Genomic DNA, 15,224 nt, shown 5'->3' with positions numbered 1-15,224 from the left:
CCAACCGAGCGCGGGCGCCCCGGGGGGGGGGGGGCCCCCCCCCCCCCCCCCCCCCCACCGCGCCCCCCCCCCCCCCCACAACCACCACCCCCGCCCCCCCCCCCCGGGCCCGCGCGCCGGTCTCTTCGTCGGCGCGCAGGCCCGCCGCGCGCCCGGTGCTCGGCGATCCGGCCGCGCCGAGTACCGTGACGGTGCTGCGGTCACCCGGCCGGAATGTCGTGCGCATGCCGACGGTCGCCTCCGGGCCGCACGTTGCGGCGGCCCGCGACCGGCAATATCGAACGGAGCATTTGTCATGAAGCTTGCTGTCATCCCGGGCGACGGGATCGGGCCCGAGGTCATCGCCGAGGCGCTCAAGGTGCTCGACGCGGTCGTGCCCGGCGTGGAGAAGACCGAGTACGACCTCGGTGCACGCCGCTACCACGCCACCGGCGAGATCCTCCCGGATTCGGTCCTGCCCGAACTGAAGCAGCACGACGCGATCCTGCTCGGCGCGATCGGCGATCCGTCGGTGCCCAGTGGCGTGCTCGAACGCGGCCTGTTGCTGCGCACCCGGTTCGCGCTGGACCACCACGTGAACCTGCGGCCGTCCAAGCTGTTCCCGGGCGTCACCAGCCCGCTGGCAGGCAACCCCGACATCGACTTCGTCGTCGTGCGCGAGGGAACCGAGGGCCCGTACACCGGCACCGGCGGCGCGATCCGCGTCGGCACCCCGCACGAGGTGGCGACCGAGGTCAGCACCAACACTCGCTTCGGCATCGAGCGCGTGGTGCGCTACGCCTTCGCCAAGGCGCAGGCCCGGCGCAGGCACCTGACGCTGGTGCACAAGAACAACGTGCTCACCTTCGCCGGCTCGCTGTGGCAGCGCACGGTGGACGAGGTCGCGGCCGAGTTCCCCGATGTCACAACGGCATACCAGCACATCGACGCCGCGACCATCCACATGGTCAACGACCCGGGCCGGTTCGACGTGATCGTCACCGACAACCTCTTCGGCGACATCATCACCGACCTGGCCGCCGCCGTGAGCGGTGGCATCGGCCTCGCCGCCAGCGGCAACATCGACGCGTCCGGCACGAACCCGAGCATGTTCGAGCCGGTGCACGGCAGCGCCCCCGACATCGGGGGCCAGTCCAAGGCCGACCCGACCGCGGCCATCCTCTCGGTCGCCCTGCTGCTCAACCACCTCGGCGCCGCCGAGGAGGCCGCGCGCATCGAGTCGGCGGTCGCGAAGGACCTCGAGTCTCGCTCCGGCACGGCGTCGACCGTGGAAATCGGCGACCGCATCGCGGCCACTCTCTGACCGTCGCACAGGCAGGTCCCGCTGCCACACTCCGGCAGCGGGGTCTTTCGCGTTCAGCCGTCCGCTCGCCAGCGCCTGTTCGAACTCGCGCGCCGGCCTGGTCGACCGATCTCCGAGGCAGTAGGGGACATTGCCGAGCGGCCCGCCTACTGCACGACCTCGGCCCGACGTGGCTTGTCGATATGCGCCGACCGACGGCGGCGCGGATCACGCGAGGTACTGGCGACTACCTTTGCTGCTCGGGGTGCGGCCCCCACCGCGAGGCTCGGCTTGCCGCGCGCCCGACCGGCGCCGCCCTACCGAGTTCCGGTGATCGGCGAGGACGAGACCCGTCCTGGATCGACCGCGCGGTGCGGCCTTGTCCAGAGGCGGGTGATGGCAGCGGAACCCGGGTGTGCCCGCCTACCGCCAGACTCCGACGGGGCGCGCTCGACCAGCGCAGTGTCACCGAATTCAGGTGACACAGCGACATCGAGTCGAGAGCGTCCGGGCGACCTGCATGCGGAGTGCGGCCCTGTGCCGCACGGACCCGGCAATCCTTCGATGGGCGAACCTAGGCGGGGTCGCGGGGAACCAGCGGGACCGCCGCGACGGCCGAGACCGCGGCCAGGAGGAAAGCGGCGGGGAAGCCGCTCGCGGTGATCAGGGCCCCGAACACGGGCGGAACCGCGGCCATCGCGAGGTTCTGCCCCGTGTTCTGGATGCCGAGGCCCCGGCCGCTCCAGTACGGGCCCGCGATCTCGGCCACCGCGGTGAAGGCCAAGCCGTTGTCGGAGACGGTGATCACGGACGCGGCGATCAGCAGCGGAATGGCGGCCCACCACCAGTGGGTCGACGCGGTCAGCGCCAGCGCGGTCATCGACAGCACGGCGGCGACGGCCACCGTGCGCAGCGGGCCCATCCGGCTGCCGGCCCGGTCCGACCACGCGCCCGCACCGATGCGGCCCAGCGCGCCGAGGATCTGTGTGACGGTCACCAGCGCACCCGCCGCGGCCAACGACCAGCCGACATCCCGGTGCAACCACAGCAGCGCGAACGTCCACACGGTGCCCTGCGGGACGACGAGCAGAACCGAGACCAGATGGATGCGCCACAGCATGGCGTTGTCGCGATAGGGATTGGCGCGCAACGCCGGATCGGCGGCGGCGCGGTCGGGACGCGGCGGGTCCACGATGCCGGCCAGACAACCCATGGCCGCCACACCCGCCATGAGCGCGGGAACGAGAATGGCCGCGGGTACACCGTGGGCGGAGGCGACGGCCGGAATCGCCAGCGCGCCGACACCGACGCCCAGCGGCTGCGCGGTCTGCCGGATGCCCATCGCCAGCCCGCGCCGCTGCGGGGGGAACCAGCCGACGATCACCCGGCCGCTCGCGCCGTTCGTGCTGGCCGCCCCGACGCCCCCGAGAAACAGCAGCGCGCCGAGGGCGATGTCGTTCGTCGTCGCCGCAGCGGCGCAGCCCGCCGCCAGCATCAGCAGCGGACCACCGACCAGCACCTTGCGTTCGCCGATCCGGTCCACCAGATAACCCCACGCGATCAGGGTGCACACCAGCCCGACGGTGGGCATGGCCACCAGCAGGCCCGCCGTCGCCAGCGGCAAGCCGCGGTCGGTCAGCGCGGGCAGCAGGAACGGGACGCCGTGGATGAAGACCGCGCTGGAGGCCTGGGCGAACACGCCGAGACCGAGCATGGACCAGCGCCGAACCTCGTCGATCTGCGTAACGGTCGCCATCGGCCTCACCTCGGAATCTCATTATTTGGGATATAATTCCCATTGTATGAACTTCGCTGCTCACGGTACACCCGACGGCGGCTCGATTCGACGGTTGCGGCTGTCGGGCTGCTCACAGCGCGCGCCGCCGCCGGATCCGGGCGGATTCCGTACCACCCGGTCGGGCGCGTTCGAGCAGGTGACGGTGGGTCGATAGACTCCGGGCATGCGTCTAGGTCGAGTTGCCAGTCCCGATGGAGTCGCTTTCGTCAGCATCGAAGGCGACGGAAGCGACAGCGTGGCCAAGGAGATCGCGGAACACCCGTTCGGCACACCGACGTTCACCGGCCGCAGCTGGCCGCTGGCCGACGTGCGGCTGCTCGCGCCGATCCTGGCCAGCAAGGTGGTCTGCGTCGGCAAGAACTACGCCGCCCACGCCGCCGAGATGGGTGGTCCCGCGCCCGCCGACCCGGTGATCTTCCTCAAGCCGAACACCGCGATCGTGGGGCCGAACGCCCCGATCATCCTGCCGCCCAGTTCATCTCAGGTCGACTACGAAGGGGAGCTGGCGATCGTCATCGGCCGCCCCTGCAAGGACGTGCCCGCCGCCCGCGCGCTGGACGTGGTGCTGGGTTACACCGCCGCCAATGATGTGACCGCCCGCGACCAGCAGCGCCACGACGGCCAGTGGACCAGGGCCAAGGGCTACGACACGTTCTGCCCGCTCGGTCCGTGGATCGAAACCTCCCTGGACCCTTCGGATCTGGAGGTCGTCACCGAGCTCGACGGTGAAGTGCGTCAGCGCAGCCGCACTTCGCTTCTGCTGCACGACATTCCGAAGCTCATCGAGTGGATCACCACCGTGATGACACTGCTGCCCGGTGACGTCATCCTCACCGGCACCCCCGAGGGCGTCGGCCCGATGCGGGAGGGCCAGCAGGTGTCGGTGACCGTCGAGGGCATCGGAACCCTCACCAATCCCGTTGCCGCCAAACGCTGATCGAAAGAGAGCCATGACTGAAGTACGGGTCCGATTCTGCCCGTCACCGACCGGAACGCCGCACGTCGGCCTGATCCGGACGGCGCTGTTCAACTGGGCCTATGCCCGCCACCATGGTGGCGCATTCGTCTTTCGAATCGAAGACACCGATGTCGCACGGGATTCCGAGGAATCCTACCGGGCGATTATCGACGCGCTGCGCTGGCTCGGCCTCACCTGGGACGAGGGGCCGGAGGTCGGCGGGCCTTACGCGCCATATCGCCAGTCGCAACGAAAAGAACTGCATCAGGACGTTGTTCGGCGTTTGCTGGAGGCCGGTGAGGCGTACGAATCGTTCTCTACGCCGGAGGAAGTCGAGGCCCGTCATCGCGCCGCGGGACGCGATCCGAAGCTCGGTTACGACAACTACGATCGGGACCTGACGCCGGAGCGGATCGAGGCGTACCGGGCCGAGGGGCGCCCCGCCGTCGTCCGGCTGCGGATGCCCGAAGAAGACCTGTCCTGGAACGATCTGGTGCGTGGGGAGACCACCTTCAAGGCGGGCAGCGTCCCGGACTTCGCGCTCACCCGCGGCAACGGCCAGCCGCTGTACACGCTGGTCAACCCCGTCGACGACGCGCTGATGCGGATCACCCACGTCCTGCGCGGCGAGGACCTGCTCTCCTCCACTCCCCGCCAGCTCGCGCTGTACGCCGCGCTGCGCCGGATCGGGGTCGCCGATTTCACTCCCGAGTTCGGCCATCTGCCGTTCGTGATGGGTCAGGGCAACAAGAAGTTGTCCAAGCGTGATCCGGAGTCGAATCTGTTCGCCCATCGCGACCGCGGGTTCATCCCCGAGGGTTTGCTGAATTATCTCGCGCTACTCGGCTGGGGCCTGTCCGAGGACCGCGACGTGTTCTCCATGGCGGAGATGGTCGAGGCCTTCGATATTTCGAAAGTGAATTCGAATCCGGCCCGATTCGACCAGAAGAAGGCGGACGCGCTCAACGCCGAGCACATCCGATTGCTGGCCCCGGGTGATTTTGCCCACCGGCTGCGGGAGTATCTCACCGGACACGGCCATATCGGCGCCGAAATCGATGAAAAGGTGTTCGCCGCGGCGGCGGAACTCGTGCAGACCAGGATTGTCGTCTTGTCCGACGCTTGGGACCTTCTGCGTTTCTTGTTCGGACCCGCGGAGGAGTTCGCGATCGACCCGGCCGCGGGGGCCAAGAATCTCGGTCCCGACGCGGCTCGGGTATTGCAGGCCGCTATTACCGCCGTGGAGCCGTTGACCGAGTGGACCACCGAAGCGATCGAAGCGGCACTGAAAAAGGCGCTGATCGATGATCTCGGGCTGAAACCGCGCAAAGCCTTCGCTCCGGTGCGGGTCGCGATCACCGGATCACATATCAGCCCGCCGTTGTACGAATCCCTGGAACTGCTCGGCCGCGACCTCACCTTGGACCGGCTGCGCGCGGCGCTGGACTGGAAGGAGACCGCCCAGACCGGCTCCGAAGGCTGAAAATATGGCTTTGACCAGGCGATTTGTAGTTAACCCGTAGCCGTTTGGTACTCTTCTTCTCGGCCCGGAACACGGTCTCGAGTCACCCAGACGCGAGGCTGAACAACCTGGTCATTGGGGTATGGTGTAATTGGCAACACAGCTGATTCTGGTTCAGCCATTCTAGGTTCGAGTCCTGGTACCCCAGCGGAGTGTGTTGTAAGACTTCGGTTCGCGGCCGAAATCCCTCAGCACCTGGCGATTTGGTCGCCGGGCCTCGGCCAGATAAACTAGCCGAGCCTCCTGATCGAAAGATCAACCACGGCGCTCCTCGCGACAGCGAGAAGCAGTCCTGGCCCCGTCGTCTAGCGGCCTAGGACGCCGCCCTCTCAAGGCGGTAGCGCGGGTTCGAATCCCGTCGGGGCTACACGAGTGAAGGGCCCATGCTCATGGAGCATGGGCCCTTCTCGTTTCGCAGTGTCTTGTTGGGGACCCCCAACACCCCGCCCGGAGGGCTTTGCCCACGGACCCCCGGCGAGGGCTTCGCCCCGTCTGGGTGGTCGTGGTCCGGTGGTGTGGTCGGTGGCGGATCCGGGTCTTGCCGGGTGGTGGATCTCTTCGGAAGCTCGGCTTGTCTTCGGTGGTACTTCGACCGAACCACTGACTGTGCTGTATCTCACTCTCGGCCGATCGCGCTCCCGCTGGGCTTCGTCTGCGCTGTCTACCTCCGTATGAATGGCCATGACGGGATCGTCACGACGGCCGCCGGCTGGATCGGGCAGTGCGACGGTGTAGCCGAGTTGCCCGCGCCGGGTCGTCCGGCGGCGGGACTGTTCGAGCCGCCGTGAGTCCGGCAGGCCAGCCTCGCCGTTCGCGAGAGACGGAGGGAAATGAGCAGCCGGGCTGCGCCGGTGGCGAAGGACCGGCGCAAAACAGCCGCCGGGCCGTGCCGGTCGCGGGGGCGAGCGGCAAAAGAAAGGCCCTCCAGCGATCTTGCTGGAGGGCTTTCGCCGACTGTGCGGACTATCCGCTCTTGCGCCGGAATTCCCGCTTGTGGCCGACCGCGGAGTGCGCCGAGGACGCCTTCGACCGTCCGTCGAGGTGGTCGGCCGCGCGGGCGTTCTGCTGGTTCTTGCGCTCCAGTGCTTCCCGGAACTTGCGCTTCACCTCGTCGGCGCCGTTGGACTTACCCGAATCCGCCATCGCTGCTCCTCGTCGTCGCGGCCGCGCGCCGCGTCCTCGCGGGCGGCGGTGCCCGGCCGATTGCTGTCGAACACCCGACGCTAGCCCGTGCGAGGCGGTTGTGTCAGTTGGATTTCGCGCGCGTCGCACGGCCCGATCGCGTTCGGGCCGGTCAGTCGAGTTCCTGCGCGGTGCTGCCGCCCAGCGGCATCGCCGGAAGGCCGAGCTTGCGATGATCCCAGCTGCGCGTGCGCTCCGGCACGACGCGTACGGCGACCCGCTTGTTCAGCATGGCTTCGACCATCGGGCGCAATTCCTCGTTGTAGGGGCCGGTGTAGCGCTCCCATACGCTCACGCCGACGGCGAAGAGTTTCTCGGCGTCATCGATGATCTCGGCGCGGCCCTCGATCGACACGCCCCGGAGTTGGTCGTAGGTGTCGCCCGCCTCGACCATGCAGGTGACCCGAGGATCGCGGCGCAGGTTCACCGCCTTCTGCGATTTGGCCTTGGTCTCGAACCAGATCTCGCCGTCGATGAGCGCGTACCACATCGCGGTCAGGTGCGGCGTGCCCTTCGGTCCGATGGTCGCCAGCGTCGCGATCCGGCTGCGCTGCAGGAACTCGGTGATCTCGGTGTCGGACATCACGATCTGTGCCCGTTGATTGACTCCCATGGGGCAACTCTAGAGAGTCCGGACTGAAACAGGTTACAGGCGCTTGTGCAGCGCCTCGGCCGCGGCGACCAGATCCGCCGCCCACCGCGCGCCCGGCCTGCGGCCCATTCGATCGATCGGGCCCGACACCGACACGGCCGCGACCACGGCGCCGCCCGCGTCGCGCACCGGCGCGGAGACGCTGGCCACGCCTGCCGCACGCTCGGCGGCGCTCTGCGCCCACCCGCGCTTGCGCACCTCGGCCAGCGCGCGTTCGCCGAACACCGCGTCGGCCAGGATGGTGCGCTGTAGTTCCGGGTCGGCCCACGCCAGCAGTACTTTGGCCGCCGACCCCGCGGTGAGCGGCAGCCGCGCCCCGATCGGCACGGTGTCGCGCAGTCCGACGGGAGGTTCCAGCGCCGCGACGCAGACGCGGGCGTTGCCGTCGCGGCAGTACAGCTGGACGCTCTCGCCGGTGATCTCGCGCAGCCGGGGGAGGATGGCCGACGCGGCCTCGAGCAGTGGATCGTTCGCGCTGGTCGCGAGCTCGGCGAGGGCAGGGCCCGGCCGCCAGGTGCCGTTGCTGTCGCGCGCGAGCAGGCGATGCACTTCCAAGCCGACGGCGAGACGGTGTGCGGTGGCGCGGGGCAGACCGGTGCGCGCGCACAGCTCGTTGAGACCCGAGGGATGCTCGGCTACGGCGTACAGGACCGCCACTGCTTTGTCGAGGACGCCGATGCCGCTATGCTGTCTCATAGAACGATACTAGCGTCTCGAATGTTGAGAAATCCACCTCCATGGATCCTTCCTCTCGGCGTTCGGACCAGGCGCAGCTATCCCAACTTGTGCAACCGTCGCCGCGTCGGAGTCCAGATCGCGGAACGGCTGCTTCGTCCGAAAGGTGATCGACAATGGCCGAACCGCGCACGCTGGCCGAGAAGGTATGGGACCAGCACGTCGTCGCTCGCGGGGAGGGCGAGGGTGCCTCGCGCGAACCGGACCTGATCTACATCGACCTGCATCTCGTCCACGAGGTGACCAGCCCGCAGGCCTTCGACGGACTGCGCGCAGCGGGCAGGCCGGTGCGACGGCCCGATCTCACGATCGCGACCGAGGACCACAACGTTCCGACGATCGATATCGACAAGCCGATCGCCGACCCGATTTCGCGCACCCAGGTGGAGACGCTGCGGCGCAACTGCGCGGAATTCGGTGTGCGGCTGCACCCGATGGGCGACCTGGACCAGGGCATCGTGCACGTGGTCGGGCCGCAGCTCGGCCTGACCCAGCCGGGTACGACCGTGGTCTGCGGCGACAGCCACACCTCGACGCACGGCGCGTTCGGGGCGCTGGCGATGGGCATCGGCACCTCCGAGGTGGAGCATGTGCTTGCCACCCAGACCCTCTCGCTGCGCCCGTTCAAGACGATGGCGATCACGGTGGACGGCGTCATGCCACCCGGCGTGACGAGCAAGGACCTGATCCTGGCCGTCATCGCGAAGATCGGCACCGGCGGCGGCCAGGGCTACGTCCTGGAGTACCGCGGCGAGGCCATCCGGGCCATGTCGATGGAGGCCCGAATGACGATCTGCAACATGTCCATCGAAGCGGGCGCGCGGGCAGGCATGATCGCGCCGGACGAGACCACCTACGAATTCCTCAAAGGACGGCCGCACGCGCCGCAGGGAGCCGATTGGGACGCCGCGGTGGCCGCCTGGGAGGCGCTGAAGACCGACGAGGGTGCTGTTTTCGACGCCGAGGTGCACATCGACGCCTCCCAGCTGACTCCGTTCGTCACCTGGGGCACCAACCCGGGTCAAGGCGCCCCGCTGGGCGAGGCGGTGCCCGACCCCGCCGCCATCGCCGACGAGGTGGCTCGCGAGTCCGCGGAGAAAGCTCTGCGTTACATGGACTTGGAGCCGGGTACTCCGCTTCGACAAGTGCCGATCGACACCGTATTCGTCGGCTCGTGCACCAACGGACGCATTGAAGATTTGCGTGCGGTGGCCGGGATTTTGAAGGGACGTCATGTCGCCGACGGCGTGCGAATGCTGGTTGTACCGGGCTCGATGCGGGTTCGCGCACAGGCGGAAAAAGAAGGACTCGGGGAGATTTTCACTGCGGCGGGCGCCGAATGGCGGCAAGCCGGCTGCTCAATGTGCCTGGGAATGAATCCGGACCAGCTCGAGCCCGGCCAGCGTTGCGCGTCCACCTCGAACCGCAACTTCGAGGGCAGGCAGGGCAAAGGCGGCCGTACGCACCTCGTTTCTCCCCTCGTAGCGGCCGCGACGGCGGTCCGTGGAACTCTGTCATCGCCTGCGGATCTGGACTGACCGGCCCCGATTCCCTCAATCAAACCCAGGAGATTCGTTATGGAAGCCTTCACTGTGCACAAGGGCATCGGGGTGCCGCTGCGCCGCTCCAATGTCGATACCGATCAGATCATCCCGGCGGTCTACCTCAAGCGGGTGACGCGGACCGGATTCGAGGACGGGTTGTTCGCGGCATGGCGCACCGATCCCGACTTCATTCTGAACATCGCGCCTTACAACAGGGGTAGTGTCTTGGTGGCGGGTCCGGATTTCGGTACGGGATCGTCGCGTGAGCACGCCGTTTGGGCGCTGTCGGACTACGGCTTTCGGGTGGTCATCTCATCCCGGTTCGCCGACATCTTCCGCGGCAATGCGGGCAAGGGCGGTCTGGTCGCCGCTCAGATGTCACAGAACGATGTCGAAATGCTCTGGAAGTTGCTCGAGGAACAGCCCGGCTTGGAATTGGTTGTGGACCTCGAGGCGCGCACGGTGACGGCCGGAACCGTCGTGTTGCCGTTCGATATTGATGACTACACCAGGTGGCGTCTGCTGGAAGGATTGGATGACATCGGCCTGACGCTGCGCCGGGAGGACGCGATCGCCCGGTTCGAAAAGGCAAGGCCAACATGGAAACCCACTACCCTGCCGGCACATATTTCGCAGACGTAATCACCCCCGCCGGTTAGCTGGACACCCGAAGTTACGGTAGCTGGACGTGTGCTAAACCACATGAATTTTGGCGTGGCACATAGACTCTTGCCCAAAGTGGGTTTACCGTGGTACCTAGTCGGTCCGACGACGGGCCATTAGTCTGCGGAGGATTCAATGAACAAGGCGGAACTGATCGACGTTCTGACCGAAAAGTTGGGTACGGACAGGCGCACGGCCACCGCGGCAGTCGAGCATGTGGTCGACACCATCGTGCGCGCGGTGCACAAGGGTCAGAGCGTCACTATCACCGGATTCGGTGTGTTCGAACAGCGTAAGCGTGCGGCTCGCGTCGCACGGAACCCGCGTACCGGCGAAACCGTGAAGGTCAAGCCCACTTCGGTGCCCGCGTTCCGTCCCGGCGCTCAGTTCAAGGCGGTGATCGCGGGTAAGCAGAAACTGGCCGCGACCGGGCCCGCCGTCAAGCGCGGGGTGAATGCGCCGGTGTCGGCGAAGAAGGCGGCGGCGAAGAAGACGGCGGCCAAGAAGACCGCCGCCAAGAAGTCGACGCCGACCAAGGCGCCCGCCAAGACGACGGCCCGCAAGGCCGCCGCCAAGGCTCCGGCGAAGACCACCGCGCGCAAGACGACCGCTACGAAGACCGCTGCGAAGAAGGCGCCCGCGAAGAAGACCGCGGTCGCGAAGAAGGCTCCGGCCAAGAAGACGGCCACCAAGGCCACGGCGGCCAAGAAGACCACCACCGCTGCCGCCAAGAAGACCACCGCGAAGAAGACCGCGGCCAAGAAGGCCTCGACTCGCGGAACCCGCTGATCTCGAGCCACCGCCGGATCGGCGCTGAATGCGTGGCCCCACGACTGGGCCCATTCGCCTCAACGTCGAGACGGCCCCGGGAGACACCCGGGGCCGTTTTCGGCTGTCCGCCTACCGAGACCTCACGGCCGTGGCCGCCACTCGGCGCCCGCCGACCCGCGCGGTGACGCGGGAGCTGCCGGTCTAATCCGACCGCACCACGTAGGCTGACAGCGATCGATCCAGATGGTCGGCGGCCACCAAGCGATGGCCGACGAACGACAGCACCCACACACTGCCCTTGCGATTGCGCGCCGACGGCAGCGCGATTCCATCGCGTTCGGCCAGCCATCCCAGCAGATCGGGGATCACCTTGCCCTGACTGCAGACGACACGAACGGCTTTGTCCGACACCAGGGCTCGAAAACGTTTCCGGGCGGCGTCCGGGTTTTCGGCGTACCCGGTCTCGGAAAGCAATGGCTCCTCGATGATTTCGACACCGAGTTTCTCCGCCAACGGCGCCACGGACTGCACGCAACGCAGTGGTGGAGCCGAATAGACCTCAGATGGGCCGAACGCCAAGAGGTTCGGCGTGAGCGCCTGTGCCTGCGCCTCGCCCTCGCGGTCGAGCGGACGCTGCTCATCGGGACCGTTGAAGCGGTCCCTGCGGCCTGCTTTGGCATGCCGCACCAACAGCAGAGTGTCGGTGCGCGCGGGCAGCCGGGTGAAGGCGCGCACCACCTGCCGGTCCATCGGATACGACAGCTGGTCCATCACCCGATCCAGCGGATGCCAGCTGAGCACGTCCACCTCGGAGTTGACGGTGAACTCCCCGCCCACCTGTTCGGCGGCCCAATAGTCGACCCGCTTCAGCTTGCGGTGGCCGGGGATCGGGTAGGTCACGTGGCCGAGGTAGCGGCCGAGCCTGCTCTCCAGCCCGGTTTCCTCCCGGACTTCGCGGACCGCGGCCAGCACCGGGGTTTCGCCCGGGTCGAGTTTGCCCTTCGGCAGCGACCAGTCCTCGTACTTGGGGCGGTGGACGAGCGCGATCTCGATCGCACCCGAGGACGACTCGCGCCACAGCACCGCTCCGGCGGCGTGGATATTGGCGGTGACGCGGGGATCCCAGATCGGGCCCCCCTCCTGTTCGAACCCCATTTTGGCGTTCACTGCTGATCTGGCCTCCGCAGCCGCATCAAGAATTCCTGATGGTCTCTGATCTTGTCCCCGTCGCCGGAGACGCCCGGCGACGCTTGCCACGTGCCATCCGGTTGCAGCACCCAGCAGCGCGTGGTCGGCGACAGAGCCGAGTCGAAGACCACGCCGAGTTGTTCGGTCAACCGCGGATCCTTCACCTGCGCCATCACCTCGACCCGGCGATCGAGGTTGCGGTGCATCATGTCGGCGCTACCGATCCAGTACTCGTCCTGCGCCTGGAAGTGCAGGATGCGGGAATGCTCCAGGAACCGGCCGAGGATCGAGCGGACCTCGATGTTCTCGCTCATCCCCGGCACACCGGGGCGCAGGCCGCAGATGCTGCGCACCACGATCTGTACCGGCACGCCCGCCTGGGAGGCCCGGTACAGCGCGTCGATGACCTCCTCGTCGACGATGGCGTTGGCCTTCAGCCGGATTCGGGCGTCCTTACCCTGCCCCGCCAGATCGGTCTCGCGCTGGATGCGCTCGATGATGCCGGAGCGCACGCTGTGCGGGGCGACGAGCAGATTGCGGTAGTTCTCTTTCCGCGAGTAACCGGTCAGCGAATTGAACAGGTCGGTCAGGTCGGCGCCGATTTCGGGTGCGGCGGTGAGCAATCCGACGTCCTCGTAGAGGCGCGCGGTCTTCGGGTTGTAGTTGCCGGTGCCGATGTGGCAGTAGCGCCGGATGGTGGCGCCCTCGCGGCGCACCACCAGGCAGGTCTTGCAGTGGGTCTTCAGGCCGATGAGGCCGTACACCACGTGCACGCCGGCCTGTTCCAGCGCGCGGGCCCATTTGATGTTGGCCTGCTCGTCGAAGCGCGCCTTGATCTCGACCAGGGCAACCACCTGCTTGCCCGCCTCGGCGGCGTCGATGAGCGCGTTGACGATCGGGGAGTCACCGGAGGTGCGGTAGAGCGTCTGCTTGATGGCGAGCACCTGCGGGTCGGCGGCGGCCTGTTCGATGAATCGCTGCACGCTGGTGGAGAACGAGTCGTACGGATGGTGGACCAGCACGTCACCCTCGCGCAGCGCGGCGAAGACGTTGCGCGGCGTCTCGCGCTCGCCGAACGCGGGCGGGGTCGCGGGAACGTACGGAGGGTCCTTCAGATTCGGCCGGTCGACGCCGTACACCTGCCACAGGCAGGACAGGTCGAGCAGGCCGGGCACCTGGATGACGTCGCCGGGGTCGACGTCCAACTCGCGTAGGAGCAGATCGAGCATGTGCTCGGTCATGTCGTCGGACACCTCTAGTCGCACCGGGGAACCGAACCGCCGCCGGGCCAGTTCCCGCTCCAGCGCCTGGAGCAGGTCCTCGTCGCGGTCCTCGTCGACTTCGAAGTCCGCGTTGCGGGTTATCCGGAACGAGTGGTGCTCGACCACGTCCATGCCGGGGAACAGCAGATCCAGGTGCGCGGCGATGAGCGCTTCCATCGGCAGGAAAGCGGCGATCGGGGAGCCGGATTCGGTGCGGCGCACGCGGACGAACCGATCGACATTGTCAGGGACCTTGACGCGGGCGAAGTGCTCACCGCCGGTCGCGGAATCCTTCACCGTCACCGCGAGGTTGAGGCTCAGCCCGCTGATGTAGGGGAAGGGATGCGCCGGGTCGACCGCGAGCGGGGTGAGGACCGGGAAGACCTGATCCTGGAAGTAACCCGAAAGGCGCCCGCGTTCGTCCTCGTCCAGGTCGCTCCAGTCGATGATCGCGATGCCCTCGGCGGTCAGCGCGGGCAGCACGCTGTCGAGGAAGACGCGGGCATGCCGCACCGCGATCTCCTGGGTGCGCGCGGCGATCAGTTCCAACTGCTCGCCGGGGGAGCGGCCGTCGGCCGAGCGCACCAGCAGGCCGGTCTCGGCGCGGCGTTTCAGCCCGGCCACCCGCACCATGTAGAACTCGTCGAGATTGGACGCGAAGATCGCCAGGAACTTCGCACGCTCCAGCAACGGCAGCGACTCGTCCTCGGCGAGGGCGAGCACGCGGGCGTTGAAGTCCAGCCAGCTCAATTCGCGATTGAGGTAGCGATCGCGTGGCAACCGCGCCGCCGACGAGTCGGCGGACAGGGGTGTCGCCGCCGGGGGTGGCGTGGGAAGCAACGGCTGCTGCTTGACGGTTTCCGTATCGCTCACGCCACCGATCATCCCCTACCGGAGAGGTCGTGTGCATCCCGCGACCCTGATCGTCATGTGTCTCACGCCACCATGGCGACCGGCTAGCACACGTGTGGAACGTGTTCGTGAACGCCGCCCGGCCAGCCGATGTCGTGCAGGACAGCACGCGTCGCGTTTCCGGCCCCGAGCGCCACCGCGCGGTCCAGGTCGGCGGGGGTGTCGACGTCCAAGCGCAGGCCCGGCCAGTCCCCGGTGAGATCGACCGCGCCCGCGTCGATATGGCTGCGTGCCGACCCGGGGCCGAAACGGGGATCGAGCGCGGCGACCGGGTCGCGAACCACGAGCGCGGCGGTGCCGCTGCCCTCGTGATCGATCACGATCGAGCGCAACCCGCGCGGGGCGGCGGCGAGCATGTCCGACAGTTCTTCCGGGCGCAGCGCGGGCAGATCCGCCTGCAAAGCGAGCAGATCGATCGGGCCGTGCGCGCCGCGCAACGCGGCGGCGGTGGCGGCGAGCGCGGTGTTGAGCCCGTCGGCGTGCGGCTGACGCGGTTCCGGATGGACTTCCGCGCCCAACGTGCGGGCCAGGTCCGCGACGGCGGGGTCGGGCGTGACCACGGTGACCGATACGACCTCGCCGACCGCCGCGGTGGCGGTCACGGTGTCGGCGAGCATGGCCAACACCAACCGGGCCCGGTGCTCCGGGCGCAGCCGGTCGGCCAGTCGGCTCTTGGCCTGATCGAGGCTCTTGACCGCGATCACGGCATGCACGGCGTGCGGGCGCATGCGGGCAATCCTTCCATGGCATATTGA

The 15,224-nt window shown here is 67.9% G+C and carries 13 protein-coding genes and 2 tRNA genes; 8 read left to right on the top strand and 7 right to left on the bottom strand.

The genetic code is table 11. From position 1 onward, the window contains the following. Positions 1-295 precede the first annotated feature (295 nt). Complete coding sequence (locus tag ACWEH3_RS07380) at positions 296-1,303, top strand: 3-isopropylmalate dehydrogenase (RefSeq protein WP_450024952.1); 1,008 nt, start codon at positions 296-298, stop codon at positions 1,301-1,303. A 553-nt stretch (positions 1,304-1,856) separates the two neighbouring features. On the opposite strand, the gene ACWEH3_RS07375 is transcribed toward ACWEH3_RS07380, so the two are convergent. Next, positions 1,857-3,038: an MFS transporter gene (locus tag ACWEH3_RS07375; protein ID WP_450024954.1), complete on the bottom strand. Its 1,182-nt coding sequence runs from the start codon at positions 3,036-3,038 to the stop codon at positions 1,857-1,859. Between the two features lie 205 nt (positions 3,039-3,243). On the opposite strand from ACWEH3_RS07375, the gene ACWEH3_RS07370 reads away from it, so the two are divergent. From ACWEH3_RS07370 to ACWEH3_RS07355, 4 genes are all read left to right on the top strand, one after another. Further along, entirely contained in the window at positions 3,244-4,017 is a 774-nt protein-coding gene (locus ACWEH3_RS07370) for a fumarylacetoacetate hydrolase family protein (protein ID WP_450024956.1), read from the top strand. A 13-nt stretch (positions 4,018-4,030) separates the two neighbouring features. Continuing rightward, positions 4,031-5,521: a glutamate--tRNA ligase gene (gene gltX, locus ACWEH3_RS07365; RefSeq protein ID WP_450024958.1), complete on the top strand. Its 1,491-nt coding sequence runs from the start codon at positions 4,031-4,033 to the stop codon at positions 5,519-5,521. A gap of 115 nt (positions 5,522-5,636) precedes the next feature. Then, positions 5,637-5,708 (top strand) — tRNA-Gln (locus ACWEH3_RS07360). A gap of 146 nt (positions 5,709-5,854) precedes the next feature. Beyond that, positions 5,855-5,927: transfer RNA gene (locus ACWEH3_RS07355), tRNA-Glu, on the top strand. A gap of 596 nt (positions 5,928-6,523) precedes the next feature. Here ACWEH3_RS07355 and ACWEH3_RS07350 read toward each other — a convergent pair. The 3 genes from ACWEH3_RS07350 to ACWEH3_RS07340 form a co-directional block, all read right to left on the bottom strand. Further along, a complete protein-coding gene (locus tag ACWEH3_RS07350; protein ID WP_355069796.1) occupies positions 6,524-6,703 on the bottom strand; it encodes a DUF5302 domain-containing protein in 180 nt (59 codons plus the stop codon). A 151-nt stretch (positions 6,704-6,854) separates the two neighbouring features. Further along, the gene (locus ACWEH3_RS07345; protein ID WP_450024960.1) at positions 6,855-7,355 is read right to left on the bottom strand and encodes a PPOX class F420-dependent oxidoreductase; all 501 of its coding nucleotides are present in this window, start codon (positions 7,353-7,355) and stop codon (positions 6,855-6,857) included. A gap of 33 nt (positions 7,356-7,388) precedes the next feature. Further along, entirely contained in the window at positions 7,389-8,090 is a 702-nt protein-coding gene (locus ACWEH3_RS07340) for an IclR family transcriptional regulator (protein ID WP_355069799.1), read from the bottom strand. Between the two features lie 155 nt (positions 8,091-8,245). On the opposite strand from ACWEH3_RS07340, the gene leuC reads away from it, so the two are divergent. From leuC to ACWEH3_RS07325, 3 genes are all read left to right on the top strand, one after another. After that, complete coding sequence (leuC, locus tag ACWEH3_RS07335) at positions 8,246-9,667, top strand: 3-isopropylmalate dehydratase large subunit (protein ID WP_450024962.1); 1,422 nt, start codon at positions 8,246-8,248, stop codon at positions 9,665-9,667. A gap of 39 nt (positions 9,668-9,706) precedes the next feature. Further along, positions 9,707-10,315, top strand: a complete 609-nt coding sequence (leuD, locus tag ACWEH3_RS07330) for a 3-isopropylmalate dehydratase small subunit (protein WP_356961237.1) — start codon at positions 9,707-9,709, stop codon at positions 10,313-10,315. Between the two features lie 156 nt (positions 10,316-10,471). Then, positions 10,472-11,125 carry an HU family DNA-binding protein gene (locus tag ACWEH3_RS07325; RefSeq protein ID WP_039799597.1) on the top strand — a complete coding sequence of 218 codons (654 nt, stop codon included), beginning with the start codon at positions 10,472-10,474 and terminating at the stop codon, positions 11,123-11,125. 183 nt (positions 11,126-11,308) lie between these two features. On the opposite strand, the gene ACWEH3_RS07320 is transcribed toward ACWEH3_RS07325, so the two are convergent. The 3 genes from ACWEH3_RS07320 to cofC form a co-directional block, all read right to left on the bottom strand. Beyond that, positions 11,309-12,262 (bottom strand): NUDIX hydrolase, encoded by a 954-nt coding sequence (locus ACWEH3_RS07320; RefSeq protein WP_450024965.1) that lies wholly within the window; start codon positions 12,260-12,262, stop codon positions 11,309-11,311. Between the two features lie 8 nt (positions 12,263-12,270). Next, positions 12,271-14,442 carry an RNA degradosome polyphosphate kinase gene (locus tag ACWEH3_RS07315; RefSeq protein ID WP_450024967.1) on the bottom strand — a complete coding sequence of 724 codons (2,172 nt, stop codon included), beginning with the start codon at positions 14,440-14,442 and terminating at the stop codon, positions 12,271-12,273. Between the two features lie 71 nt (positions 14,443-14,513). Further along, entirely contained in the window at positions 14,514-15,197 is a 684-nt protein-coding gene (gene cofC, locus ACWEH3_RS07310; RefSeq protein WP_450024969.1) for a 2-phospho-L-lactate guanylyltransferase, read from the bottom strand. Positions 15,198-15,224 lie beyond the last annotated feature (27 nt).

Source organism: Nocardia sp. NPDC004718 (genome assembly GCF_053601535.1).
This window is presented reverse-complemented; position numbering and strand designations above follow the sequence as displayed.